Annotated in this window: 12 protein-coding genes; 6 read left to right on the forward strand and 6 right to left on the reverse strand. The window is 54.7% G+C overall.

All coding sequences use genetic code 11. The features are described 5' to 3' along the window. Positions 1–512 precede the first annotated feature (512 nt). Genes SH421x_RS16410 through SH421x_RS16420 form a run of 3 tightly spaced genes read left to right on the forward strand, consistent with a single transcriptional unit; the run spans position 513 to position 3,405 of the window. Positions 513–1,514 carry a DUF1559 family PulG-like putative transporter gene (locus tag SH421x_RS16410; RefSeq protein WP_488850522.1) on the forward strand — a complete coding sequence of 334 codons (1,002 nt, stop codon included), beginning with the start codon at positions 513–515 and terminating at the stop codon, positions 1,512–1,514. 57 nt (positions 1,515–1,571) lie between these two features. After that, positions 1,572–2,024: a carboxypeptidase-like regulatory domain-containing protein gene (locus tag SH421x_RS16415; RefSeq protein ID WP_488850524.1), complete on the forward strand. Its 453-nt coding sequence runs from the start codon at positions 1,572–1,574 to the stop codon at positions 2,022–2,024. A 49-nt stretch (positions 2,025–2,073) separates the two neighbouring features. Beyond that, positions 2,074–3,405, forward strand: coding sequence for a PhoPQ-activated pathogenicity-related family protein (locus tag SH421x_RS16420; RefSeq protein WP_488850526.1), 1,332 nt, complete (start codon positions 2,074–2,076; stop codon positions 3,403–3,405). Between the two features lie 93 nt (positions 3,406–3,498). Here the strand turns inward: SH421x_RS16420 and SH421x_RS16425 are convergent, their stop codons facing one another. The 5 genes from SH421x_RS16425 to SH421x_RS16445 all read right to left on the reverse strand — a co-directional run bounded on the left by SH421x_RS16425 (position 3,499) and on the right by SH421x_RS16445 (position 8,156). Beyond that, positions 3,499–4,449, reverse strand: coding sequence for a hypothetical protein (locus SH421x_RS16425; protein WP_488850528.1), 951 nt, complete (start codon positions 4,447–4,449; stop codon positions 3,499–3,501). A gap of 130 nt (positions 4,450–4,579) precedes the next feature. After that, positions 4,580–5,185 carry a LutC/YkgG family protein gene (locus tag SH421x_RS16430; RefSeq protein ID WP_488850530.1) on the reverse strand — a complete coding sequence of 202 codons (606 nt, stop codon included), beginning with the start codon at positions 5,183–5,185 and terminating at the stop codon, positions 4,580–4,582. After that, complete coding sequence (locus tag SH421x_RS16435; RefSeq protein WP_488850531.1) at positions 5,178–6,566, reverse strand: lactate utilization protein B; 1,389 nt, start codon at positions 6,564–6,566, stop codon at positions 5,178–5,180. The genes SH421x_RS16430 and SH421x_RS16435 overlap by 8 nt, the downstream gene beginning before the upstream one ends. After that, complete coding sequence (locus tag SH421x_RS16440; protein ID WP_488850533.1) at positions 6,563–7,312, reverse strand: (Fe-S)-binding protein; 750 nt, start codon at positions 7,310–7,312, stop codon at positions 6,563–6,565. Before SH421x_RS16440 ends, SH421x_RS16435 begins: the two co-directional genes overlap by 4 nt. A 67-nt stretch (positions 7,313–7,379) precedes the next feature. After that, positions 7,380–8,156: a sensor histidine kinase gene (locus SH421x_RS16445; protein WP_488850535.1), complete on the reverse strand. Its 777-nt coding sequence runs from the start codon at positions 8,154–8,156 to the stop codon at positions 7,380–7,382. Positions 8,157–8,525: 369 nt separating this feature from the next. Here SH421x_RS16445 and SH421x_RS16450 point away from each other — a divergent pair, with 369 nt between their 5' ends. Continuing rightward, positions 8,526–9,929 (forward strand): hypothetical protein, encoded by a 1,404-nt coding sequence (locus SH421x_RS16450; protein ID WP_488850536.1) that lies wholly within the window; start codon positions 8,526–8,528, stop codon positions 9,927–9,929. 83 nt (positions 9,930–10,012) lie between these two features. On the opposite strand, the gene SH421x_RS16455 is transcribed toward SH421x_RS16450, so the two are convergent. After that, positions 10,013–10,978: a hypothetical protein gene (locus tag SH421x_RS16455; RefSeq protein WP_488850537.1), complete on the reverse strand. Its 966-nt coding sequence runs from the start codon at positions 10,976–10,978 to the stop codon at positions 10,013–10,015. A gap of 308 nt (positions 10,979–11,286) precedes the next feature. On the opposite strand from SH421x_RS16455, the gene SH421x_RS16460 reads away from it, so the two are divergent. Together SH421x_RS16460 and SH421x_RS16465 are read left to right on the forward strand one after the other, a co-directional pair. Next, positions 11,287–12,717 (forward strand): YeiH family protein, encoded by a 1,431-nt coding sequence (locus tag SH421x_RS16460; RefSeq protein WP_488850539.1) that lies wholly within the window; start codon positions 11,287–11,289, stop codon positions 12,715–12,717. Then, positions 12,704–12,940 (forward strand): hypothetical protein, encoded by a 237-nt coding sequence (locus tag SH421x_RS16465; RefSeq protein WP_488850540.1) that lies wholly within the window; start codon positions 12,704–12,706, stop codon positions 12,938–12,940. Before SH421x_RS16460 ends, SH421x_RS16465 begins: the two co-directional genes overlap by 14 nt. Positions 12,941–13,092: the final 152 nt, after the last annotated feature.

Consider the following 13,092-nt stretch of genomic DNA (forward strand, 5'->3'; position numbering starts at 1 on the left):
TCACTTGTCGCACGTCCTGTTTTTTTTTGCGATCTCCTTCAACGGACAACGTTGAACTTCTTTCTCGCCTACGGCCCACGCCGTTTCCCTCTGCCTCTAGGGTTGAATCCGATATTCCTTCGTGTCGTAAGGACCACGAAAGCTCCATGATTTTTTAATAGGCTCCACCCGCAGGCTGATTCAAGCTCGCAATGAATAGAGAGCATCTCGATAGAGATTCTTCACTTGATCGGTGGCGCGATCCTTTGCTAACACAGGGTTGATGTAGGATCAAATTGGAAGCGATTGAATCGATCTAATTAAGATTGTTCGTGGTTCATTTAAACCATGTGAATATGTGCGTCATCACGTAAAATTGTCTTGCTCTGTTTCAGAGAATTCTCTTCAATAGCCGTTGAAGCAAGCGTCGTACGAGTTTTTGATCGCATAACGCTCGCAGCTCTTTTCAATCTCTTCTCTCGAAATCTTGTTCAAGGAACGGCGTCATGATCTGTCATCGCGCGAGCGCTTCCGTGGACCGACGTAACGGGTTTACGTTGGTAGAACTTTTGGTCGTGATTGCGATCATCGGCGTACTGATTGCATTGTTGTTGCCGGCGGTGCAGCAAGCCCGCGAAGCGGCCCGACGGATGCAATGCTCCAATAATCTAAAACAGCTGGGGCTGGCGTTTCATAACTACCATTCGACGCTAGGATGTTTTCCGTTCGGCTGGAACATCTCGGCCGATCTGAACATCCAAGGCTGGTCGGTCCAGCTCTTGCCCTATCTCGAACAGTCGGCTCTAGACGCCAAATACGACTCTCGCGCCCCAGCGTTTAATGAGGCCGCCGGCATGTTCAACGCCGCCGCAGTGGCCGGTAATCTGGAAGTGATTAAGACTCCGGTTAACGCGTTCATGTGCCCTTCGGCCGCCGCCGAAGAGATCAGCGATTACAGCGTCCCCAAAGATGCATTAGAAACCGGTATTCCCCCGGTCGAATTGACCTGGACCGCAGCTCGCGGCGATTATAGCGCGACAGCCGGCATTCGCGGAGCATACGCGACTTTGGCCTATGGAGCTAACCCCCCCACGAGCCGATCTGGGGTGCTCTGGGAAACTGTCCCCGGGGGACGCACGTCGTGTCCACGCGTTGCTGACGTTACCGACGGCACGTCCAATACTTTTATGCTTGGTGAGCGTCTGGGAGGACGATCGGTCTATAAGTTGCGGACCGTCGATTCGACATTGACAGCCACCTACGGCGGCACCCAGGGAGGCGGGTGGGCCGACAGCTTGCACGGCGATCATTGGCCGCAAGGCTCGTTGTATGATGGCTCGCTTGGGACGAACGGCGGCGCTTGCATCATCAATTGCAGCAACGGCCGGGGGGTCGGTTTTTATGCATTTCATCCAGGCGGCGCCAGCTTCTTGATGTGCGACGGATCGGTACGATTCGTTCCCTCCACAGTCTCGGGCTACACATTCGCGGCTTTGATGACTGCCGGTGGGGGAGAAATCCCCGGCGGGTTGTAGTCCACACAAAAAGTGGACGCCGAGTTCTTGTCGCCAATCGTTGAGGGGGATGTTGGGATGACTTGCAAGGATCTACTGGCGTTGTCGTTGGTCACGGCAATGCTCGGGGCGCTCGGATGCGGCCGAAAAGAGCACGACTATTTTGCGAAACCGACAATCCATGTTTCGGGTACTGTAACTGTCGATGGTCGACCTCCAGGAAGTCCCATTGCGATCGAATGCCTGTCCATGGCGGACGAAGATCTAGAGCATCCATCGGTGACCCAAGCGTTGACCGGGGATGATGGCCGGTTCGAATTATCCACGTACGTGGAAGGAGACGGCGTTCCGCCTGGCAGTTATGCATTGACCTTTTTTTGGGGTCGATTTAATCAGATGTCGGTTGGATTTTCGGGACCTGATCGTCTGAAAAATCGCTATAACAAACCGGACAAATCTCCCGTCAAATTGACCCTTACCGCTGATCAAAAATCGGTGGATCTGGGTGTGATCGATTTAAAGACCAAGTAAGTCGCTCGACGAATTCACTACTTTACGCTTACTCGCATGCATTGCAGCTATGAACCGATTGTCGCAAATTTTAGTTCTTGGCATCTTGTTTTTTTCTCTCGCGAAACCGCACGTTGTGCTGGCAGAGAAGATCTCCGAAGCTGCTGTGCCAACGGCGCTGCAAGACTATGTAGCCAAATCAGACGATAGCTTCGCGTGGAAGTTACTCAAAACAACCGACTTGCCGCTAGGCATGGGGCGCCTGCACGAGGTCGAACTAACATCGCAAACTTGGCAAGGAATCACCTGGACGCATGTTTTGGCGATCTTTGAACCGCAAGAGATCAAGCATCCCCAGCATGGCCTGCTGTTTATCACCGGCGGAAAGATCGGCGGCAAGTTACGCGGCGGCGACATGATCGCCGGCGCTCGTATGGCCAACGCCGGCGGAGTCTGCGTTGGCTATTTATTGCAGGTACCTAACCAACCGCTGTTGGGAGATCGAGTCGAAGATGATTTGATCACGGAAACATTTTTGCGCTATCTCGAAACACGCGATGCAACGTGGCCGTTGTTGTTTCCGATGGTCAAAAGCGCCGTCCGCGCCATGGATGTCATGCAGTTGGTCGCAAAACAAGAGTGGAACGGCGACGTCAACAAGTTCGTCGTTGCTGGCGCCTCGAAACGTGGTTGGACCACTTGGCTGACCGGGGTGGCCGATCCGCGTGTCGCCGGAATCGCGCCCATCGTGATCGACACGCTCCATTTCCAAGCGCAGATGAAACATCAAATCGCGGTCTGGGGAGACTATAGCGTCCAGATCAAAGATTACACCAGCAAAGGGCTGGTCCGCGTGATGCAAGAACAGCCAGAAGTTCCGCTGTGGCGCTGGGTCGATCCTTACACCTACCGCCGGCAATTGAAGTTGCCCAAGCTCATCATCAACGGCACGAATGATCCTTATTGGGTAGTCGATGCCCTCAACATCTACTGGGACGAGTTGCCAGGTGAGAAACATCTCCTCTACATCCCAAACGCGGGACATGGTCTAGAAGGTGGGATCGAAACGGCGTTAACCACGTTGGTCGCCTTCGTCAAACATGTCGCCGAAAACAAGCCGCTCCCCAATCTCCAGTGGCAGTACGCCGAAGCGGGTGAAAAACTCACGCTGACCGTACGCAGTGATGTACCTCCCCAAGAGGTCCGGCTCTGGTCCGCGACTTCCGAAAGCGGCGACTTCCGCCCGTCCCAGTGGACCTCTCAGCCAATCACCGCAGCCGACGGCGCGTATGTAGCAAGCATCGACGTGCCGAAAGAAGGTTTTATCGCGATGTACGCCGAGGCCCGCTACCAAATGCAGGGGCAGCTCTATTCACTGACAACGCAGATCCGACGTCAGTAATCGACATGCAGGAGTTTTAGGTACAGGCCACGCCCAATCGGACGTGGCCTATTTTACGGATCCAATTTTACAGGATCGTACTTGGCACATTGTCTAGCCGCTTGGCTTGAGAATGATCTCATACCGCTCCAGATCGTGTCGCTCGAAGAACTCGCGATCGGTGAGATCGTCGTCGCAAGTCTTGCCTCGCTGGACGACAAAGATGCTTGCGTCGTATTTGCCGTTGGCGATTTCAAAATTGTAGATCTCGTCGGCAGACCAGATCTCGATGCGGCCGATCGCAACTTCCAATTTGGAGCGAAAGACAAGCTCGCGCGGTTGTGCGACTTCTGGCTCGCGCTGGATCCACAGATCGCAGCGAATCGAAAGCGGTTCGTCCAACACATAAAACTCAATCAACTGGCGATCCAACGCTCGTCCACCGCGATCAACGTCGTCGTCATCCGGCGACAAGTCAGCCTGATCTTCGAGCTCTTCAAACAGATCGAAGTTGCCGATCATCACCGGCGCCGGCTCCAGCGAAATCAGAAACTTGCCGTCAGGATCGGACGGCTTACGCTCTTGCAGAAACTGTTGCCAGGCGGGCAGCACTTGACGTTCTAGCGCCGGTTGTTCGGCCAAGCTGGCCGAGGCCAGAACGCGATCGACTTCGGCCGATTCAAACTCATCATGCGGCGCTCGCGCGACCACCATCACAAAGACCCACTCCTCGCCGCATTGGACCAAATAGTCGCCGTGAGCGGCGCGACCGTGCGATCCCAGACCGCGCAGGTATCGATGGATCTGGACGCCTGGATTGGTTCCGGCGAGGATGCCGGGATTGACCGCGGTCCGGTTTTGCACCATTTGCTGCATGACGCGCGTCAGGTTTTTCGCTCCGTCGGGGTCGAGCGGCGTCGCGATCAAACGCCATTTTTGCGCGGCGATCGAAAGTTCGTCATCCTGAAACGACTCGATTTCAAATTTCGCAGTCGATCCATCCAACGAAAATCGCAATAAATTAAGGCGCGGCGCCTGGGTCTGCTGCTGTTGTTCTTCGCTCATCCATCAAGTCCTGACAGGGACGCCGCACACCGCGAATTGATACAAAGTTTCGCGGCCGCTTAAGTCGGCCATTGCTATTTTAGAGTTCGCCGCCGCTTTGTGCATCCATTGCCGGCAGAGTTCGTCTGAATTATTGTCGCAGAAAAAAGATGTGAAGCGACCGGGCTCCATGCGCGCCAATCACCAGCGACTGCTCAATGTCGGCCGTTTTGGAAGGCCCCGAGATGAACGCGCCAAACTGCCGCTGGCCTAGCGAAAGCCGCTCGTAGGCTTGGTGCATGTTGTCAACAATCGCATCGGCCGCATCAGCTGAGCACCGCACGACAAACGACAAATGCTGGGGTATGAAGTAAATCACGCGGTGTTTTACCGCCGCATCGTCTACCCATACGGCGCCATTTTCGGCCACGGCAAACTGAGCCGGCAATACCGCAAAATCGACATCTTCTAGCGTGTGCGGATCGTCAATCGACTCCAAGGGGACGTTGCCCGAAATTTGTTCGCACAAACTAACTATTTTGTTCGCCTGAACAAAAGCCGGAACCTGGTTCAAAACGGCCAAGATTTCTTCCGCCGTAGAGACCAAATGCGCAGCCCCGCCGACCGCGGTCAACACCGTGCTAAAGTGCGCAAAGCGGTCGTCATAGCGAATCCAATCGCCGTCGAGCCCTGGATGATCGACGCTGGCCACAATCTGATTGCGGATACTCTTTAAAATCTGATCGCGGCTACTCATCGCTGGCTTTTTTTGACTCATGTATTTGATACAACTGCCGGAAACTTTGCGGCGGGGACTCAGGCATCTCGCGTTGATTACCCCACGGATTCAGTCCGTGGTAGATCGCCCAGCGAGGCAAGTTTCGTAAGAAAAATTTTCCGATCGCGCCAACCCATCCAAACAGCCACGGCGATCGCATCAGCCAACTGGTCAGCTTCATCGGAACCGTCTTGGAGAGCGGCAATTGTCCCCGCTTCCGAATTTCTCCACGCCACTCTAGCAGTTCGTGATGCAGGTCAATCTTGACCGGACAGACATCGGTGCAAGAGCCGCAAAGCGTACACGCAAACGGCAGACTCTTGTGCGTCTTCGAGTCGCGTGACGGCGCCAAGATGGATCCAATCGGTCCCGGCACAGTAGTTCCGTAGCTATGTCCCCCGCTCCGGCGATAAACGGGACACGTATTCATACATGCGCCGCAGCGGATACACTTCAACGAGTTCCGAAACTGCTCGCTTCCCATCAGCTTGCTGCGGCCATTGTCGACCAAAATAATGTGCAGTTCGCCGCCGGGCAACGGACCATGAAAGTGGGACGAATAAGTCGTGATCGGCTGTCCTGTCGCGCTGCGCGCCAGCAGTCGCAAAAAGACCCCCAGGTCAGCCGCGTTGGGAACTAGCTTTTCGATCCCCATGCAGGCAATGTGCATTTTAGGAAGCGAAACCCCCAAGTCGGCGTTCCCTTCGTTGGTGCAAACAACCAGCCCGCCGGTCTCGGCGATCGCAAAGTTCACCCCGGTGATGCCGACATCGGCGCTGACAAACTTTTCGCGCAGGTGATTTCGGGCCGCTTCAGTCAGATAGTTGGGGTCGTTGTTACCAGCCTCGGTATGCAGATGTTTGTGAAAGGTCTCGCTGACTTCTTCCTTCCGGATATGAATCGCCGGCAGTACGATATGCGAAGGGGTCTCGTTGCGCAGCTGCACAATCCGCTCGCCCAGATCCGTGTCGACCACCTCGATCCCCTGCTCTTCTAAGAACGGGTTCAGGTGACACTCTTCGGTCAGCATCGATTTGCTTTTGACCACATGTTTGGCGCCCGCTTTTTGCAGCAGCGACAAGATAATCTGATTGTGTTCGTCGGCATCGCGCGCCCAGTGAACCACGGCGCCCAACTTGGTCGCGTTTTGCTCAAACTGTTCTAGGTAATCGGCCAAGCGACTCACCGTGTGCAGCTTGATTTGCGACGCGCTGTTGCGCAACTGTTCCCATTCAGGCAAGCTGACCGCCATGCGATCGCGTTTTTCGCGCACAAACCACAGCGCCTGGTCGTGCCAGTGGGCGCGCTCGTCATTGGCGACAAACTTGGACGCCTGCTCGGGATGCTCGGCCGTTTTCATAAATTCGCTTCGCTCTCGTTCAAAATCTCGGCGATGTGCTTGATCTGCAGCGGCGATTTTTGCCGGCCGGAGAGTCCCTGCAAGTGCATCAGGCAAGACATATCAGCAGCGGTCAAAACTTCGGCGCCGGCCGAAAAATGATCCTTCAAGCGATCACTCCCCATCATGCACGAGACCGCTTCTTCGTTCACGGCGAAGGTTCCGCCAAACCCGCAGCATTCATCCGGACGCTGCGGCTTGACCAGTTCAATCTGATCCAGCATCGCTAATAACCGGCCCGGCTTGCTGAAATTAACACCCACCAACTCACTTGGCTTACCCATCCCCAGTTCACGCAGACCATGACAACTAGCGTGGAGCCCAACTTTGTGCGGGTAGGCGCCTCCCCAAGACTCAACCTTCAAGACGTCGACCAAAAATTCGCACAGCTCAAAGGTCTTCGCTTTCAGCTCTTCAAAACCGGGACGCCCCTCAAGGAACTCGTCATAATGCTTTCGCACCATCGCAACGCAACTTCCACTGGGCGCAACAACGTATTGATAGGGAGCAAAGATCTCGAGAAAACGCTCTGCCAGCGGCAGCGCATCCGAGCTGCAACCGGTGTTCGACATCGGCTGGCCGCAGCAGGTTTGAGCCGCAGGAAACACCACGTCGCACCCGCGACGTTCTAAGATCTCTAGCGTCGCCATGCCGACGCGCGGATAAAGCTGGTCGATATAGCAGGGAATGAAAAGCGCGACTTGCATCGATGTACGGCGGGGGCCAAAGGAAGGAGGTCGACTCGCATTCGGACCGTCGACAAATAGCCCTGCATTATACTCGCTTCGAGGTGTCTGGGTTACCCGCTAACGACGTCCATTTGTCGAAATCCTGATTGGCTCGAATCAGCGGAAAATCAATCTTCAGGCGAGTTCCGGCGCCGGGGCTTGACTCAATCTTCGCTTCGACGTCAAACAACTTGGCCCGCTCGGCAATTCCCTTCAGTCCAAACCCTGCAGTCGTGGTCGCGCTAGAGTCAAAACCAACCCCGTCGTCCGTCACCGACAAAAGCAGCCGATCCCCCTGCTCTTCTAGCCGGATCCGCGCGTGGGTCGCTTGGCTGTGACGCAGGATGTTGGCGACGGATTCTTGGACGATTCGATAAATCGTGCATTCCAGCAGCGGCAACAAGCGATCAAATTGAACGTCATGCTCAAATTGAATATCGCAGTTGACCGGCGTCTGCTCTTCTAGCATTCCTTCAATCGCCGCAATCACCCCTATATCTTCTAGCAGCGGAGGGCTTAGCCCTTTCATCACGCGCCGCGCTTCGACCACGCTGCCACGCAAGATCCGCAGCGCTGTGTCGATACGTTCTTGATTGATCAGCCCCGGAGTCGTCTCTAAGTGCATCATCGCCGCAGTCAGCCCCTGCACGATGCCATCATGAATTTCATAGGCAATCAACTGCCGGTCCCGCTCATGCCCGGACAGCAAATACTGCAAATAAACCTTGTCCTGCAACAGTTGTTGTTCGACCAGAGAGCGTTCGCGAATTTCGGCCTCTAGCTTGGCGTTTAATTTTTGCAGTTCGCGTGTGCGTTCTTCCATATGTTTGCTCTCACTGAGTTCAGTTCGTCAAGCTCACCGCTTTGTATTTTCGCCCACGCAACGCTTCGCGACCACTCACGGCAATTCACCAAAATGAAGAATTTCTCCGCGTTCGACCAGTCGGCTTGCTTGGCTCCCAGGCAGCGTCATACAGTTTTTATCGCGCCCAGCAATCAATCTGGCGATCCCCTCCCCCCCCTCGATCGAACCCGAAATTGTTCGGAGAAGTAATTTCAATATTCTCCGATTCCTGCCAGAGTTTCCCTGGATAATTCATCCAATTTAACCGGAGCTTGATTCAAATCCCCAATTCCATCGTTACAATCAGCAAGGTCAGGGGAAAACTAACCACATCGGGGAGAAGCCTAAATGATTCGTAGCTTGCTGATTCTAACTTCAGTGTTCGCCGCGTTAAGCGTGGCCAATGTCGCTGAAGCATGTCGTCGCTGTCGTCCAGGCTGTGCTCCAGTCTGCACCACCGCTAGCGACGCACCCTGCGCGCCAGAAGTGCAGTATGTCGAAAAGACCATCATGGTCCCGCAGCAGTCGTTTGAAACCCGAACGATTACTTGTACCGAGATGCAGCCCGAAACTCGCCAGAAGACTGTCACCGTTTATCGCTGCGTACCAGAAACGAATTCTGTGACGCGGACGTATACGGTGATGGTCCCGGAAACCTTGACGAAGACCGTCGAGTACACCGTTCGCAAGCCGGTTCACGGTACGCAAACCGTCATCAAAACCGTGATGGTTCCGACCTATGAGACCCGCGAAGGAGTTCGCGACGTCTGCCGAATGGTCCCCGAGACATCGACCAAAACCGTTCAGTACACCGTTCGCAAGCCGGTTCACGGTACGCAAACGGTCACCAGAACCGTGATGGTTCCGTCTTACGAAACCCGTGAAGGGACCAACACTGTTTGCCGCATGGTTCCTGAAACTTCGACCAAAACGGTTCAGTACAACGTTTGCAAGCCGGTTCACGGTACGAAAACGGTAACCAGAACCGTGATGGTACCGACGCACGAAACCCGTGAAGCGACTCGCACCGTCTGCAAAATGATGCCGGAAACCATCACCAAGACCGTTTGCAAAGACCAAGGCGCTTGGGAAGAAAAAGTCGTCACCGATTGCTGTGGTTGCGAAAAAGTCTGCAAAACCTGGGTTCCCAATCTCGTGCAAGTCGAAGTCCCCTGCACCGTGATGAAGCCGGTTACCGAAGAAGTCCCGTACACCTACCAGGTTTGCGTGATGAAGCCGGTCGAGAAAACCTATCAGGTCGCCACCTGCACCTACGAGAACGAAGTCGTCTCCAAAGACGTCACTTGCACCGTGATGAAGCCGGTCACCGAAGAAGTCCCGTACAGCTACCAAGTTTGCGTGATGAAGCCGGTCGAAAAAACCTACCAGGTCGCGACCTGTACCTACGAAACCGAGGTCGTCTCCAAAGACGTCACATGCACCGTGATGAAGCCGGTCACCGAGCAAGTCCCCTACAGCTACCAAGTCTGCGTGATGAAGCCGGTCAACAAAACCTACACGGTTCCGACTTGCACTTATGAAACGGAAGTCCTTACCAAGGAAGTCCCGTACACGGTTTGCCGCGCTGAAACGCGTGAGAAAACCTGTGACGTGACCACCTACAAGAACATCGCTGAAGAAAAGGTCGTCTCTTACACCTGCATGGTTCCGGTTCAAGTGACCAAAGAAGTCAAGGTTCCCGTCTGCAAGATGGTTCCCAAGACAATCACGGTTCCGACCTGCGGTTGCTAGGCTCGATTAATTTGAATCTCGCGGAAAAATCAAAGACCGGCGGCATGCAGCACCGTCGGTCTTTGTTTTTCTTGAGCCGCGATCTACGCGTGCGTCTCTCCCAGACAGCGGCGGCACAACAGTTGGATATTGCTCTCTTCATCTCCCCCGCCCATCGACTGCGGGATGATCCGCACCAATTCCAAATAGTTGCCTGCGCTGCACGCGGCGCAGCGGCCATTGTATTTGCGCCAAATTCGCATTCGCGATTCGCGGGCAATTTGCAACGTTTCTAACCCTTGCGTCGACTTGACGCGAGTCTTTAAGCGGGCCATCTCGCTAACCACGTACTGGCAGAAGTCGGCCGGCATTTCAAGCTGTTGCAACAGCCAAACCATCGTCGATTCTTCATGCGGCGAAATCACGCCATCCGCTTTGGCGTCTACAATCACATGCTCAACAAACTCGCGCGCCTGATGCCGGATCGCCTGGATAAACTCCTGCTGCGAGATCCCCAGCTTCGCGGCGGTATGCAGCAGCGACGCCCACTCTTCGTGCATCAAGTGATTGTCGGCGACCGCTTCCAAAAACATGCTGCGCAGAAATCTTTCTCCTTCCGCCTGAAAGAAAACGCCGGCAAATGTTCTGACCGACATCCCGATCGTATCGCTGATCTTCTGCAACCGGCGCTCGTCATCGGCGTCCAACGCGCCGTCAGCCATCGCGCGTCCTAGCGCTGCGGCAAACTGTTTTTTGGCCAGTTCCAACTCGATCGCGACAAATTCACTTTCCTCCAGATCAAGCTTCTCGGCAATCAGCCGCGCCATCACTTGCTCTTCACGGCTAAAATCCCCATCTTCCCACGCCCGCTCTAGCACCTTGTGATAGACCGTTTGCTTCGCCTGGTCCAGCTGCTGCCGATCACACGCATCGACCGCGAGTACAGTCGAGACTGAAAAGGTCTCTGGATCTTGCGCCAGCGCAGTTTCTAAAAGTTCGACGAGCGATTGTACACGTGTTTCTACGTGATGCTGCTCTTGGCTGGCAAGCTTTGAATCGGCTGAAGACACAGCATTTCCCTTCGACAAGTGACGAAACCTCGGCGGCACAAACTGCGCCTTCAAAAAAAGCTACGCCGCACCGCTGCGGCAAGCTGCAATTCAGCGGCATCGGCGCCTTTTTTCCACCGATCGTCCTTTTGCCTGGCTCTTTAAATCGCGCCAATCGGCACATTCGTTCCGCTGCGCGGCGGATCGAGCCAACCTTATTTCTGACGGCTTGGAGAAGTCGACATCAATAAGCAGGGTTGACCCGCATCATTTTTTGGCGCGATAATCGAGCCCTTCCCTCGGATCCCACCCCAAATTGATCACACCTGATGAGCGATACCCCTTGTGCTGAGCCCGAAGTCTCTTTCGAGCCTCGTCCCTTGCTGCAAGAGATGCGTACCGCCGAAGATTGGTGGGCCATCTGGCTTGGCGCGTTGATCCTAGCGGCGGTCTTTTTGTCGATCCAGATGACATCGATCCCCGGCAAAGATGGCGCTGCAGCGACCCTCTCGGCGACCAGTCCGCTGAAATCTTGGATCGTCAAACCGAGCGGTTGGAAAAATAATCCTCTCGATGCGTTTTCGAAAGCCGAGACTTCATTGCTGCCAGGCATGCTTGCCATCGGCGTGGTTCTGCTGGCGCTGTTCGCCTGCGCACAATTCGTCCGGGGAGAATCGGTCGGTCGCTTTGCTGCGGCGTTTCCGATCCTGTTTCTCTTAGCTCTGCTCGCCTATCTCCTTTCAACCCAAGCAGTCATCAAGTACTACAACTTAGAATATGCGCTCTGGGCGCTGCTGGTCGGCTTAATCATCAGCAACACCATCGGCACGCCGCAGTCGTGGAAGCCTGCGATGAAAACCGAGTTCTACATCAAAACCGGTTTGGTCCTGCTAGGCGCCGAAGTCTTGCTTGCCAAGTTGTTCGCGCTGTCGATTCCTGGTATCGCGGTCGCCTGGATCGTAACTCCGATTGTGTTGATCACAACTTTTATCTTTGGACAAAAGATCCTCCGGATGTCGTCGCCGTCGCTGAATATGGTGATTTCGGCAGACATGTCGGTCTGCGGCGTTTCGGCCGCAATCGCCACCGGCGCCGCCTGCCGCGCCAAAAAAGAAGAACTCTCGCTGGCGATTGGCATGTCGCTCGCTTTTACGGTCATCATGATGGTTGTCCAACCATTTTTGATCAAAGTCTTCGGGATTGACGATTTGGTGGGGGGCGCTTGGATCGGCGGCACGATTGACGCTACCGGCGCGGTGGTCGCCGCCGGCAACGCACTGGGCGAACGTGCAGAGTTTGTCGCAGTCACCGTCAAAATGATTCAAAATGTCTTGATTGGGGTCGTCGCATTTGGCGTCGCGATTTACTGGGTCACCTTTGTTGAGAAATCAAAAGAGGGCGCGCGTCCCAGTGCGATGGAAATCTGGTATCGCTTTCCCAAATTTGTGATCGGCTTCGTCTTTGCTTCGGTCGTCTTTTCGGCGATCTCTTACTTTCTCACGGACGGCGAACCCCAAGTGAAAGCAATGACCGAGATGACCAGTTCGCTCCGCGGTTGGCTCTTTTGCTTGGCGTTTGTCAGCATCGGACTGGAGACCAACTTCCGCGAGCTGGCCGTCTACCTGAAGGGGGGAAAGCCGCTGATCCTCTACGTCTGCGGACAGTCGCTCAATTTGCTCCTTACCTTTCTGATGGCCTACATCATGTTTGGCTGGCTCTTCCGTGATTACATCGAGAAGATGCTCAGTGGAACCAGTTAACCTGCAATCCGATTCCGCTAGCGGCGATCTCCGCCGCCGCTGGACAAGACTACTGATCGCCGTCAGCCTGGTCGCCATCGTCTGGCTGGTGTTGCTGCCGCTACTGGCCGAGACCCCGCCGGTCAAACGGCATATCCAAACGATGCAAGCCGCCGGTATCGATCCCAGCGCGATGTTCTATAGCGAGTTAGAGCCGCATCTCTTTTTGCTGCCTCAAAAGTAAGCTTGCTCCTCAACATGGGATGGCCTCCAAATAGGAAAAAAACGGCACACTCTATAGCTATGCATGGTGAGGCCCCCTTTTTGCAAAAAAAGATCACAATTTGCCGTGTTCCCCTCGAAAATTGCCGCGTAACAATTCTCAAAGCCTTGAAG

The sequence above is a fragment of the Blastopirellula sp. SH421 genome, from assembly GCF_057808535.1.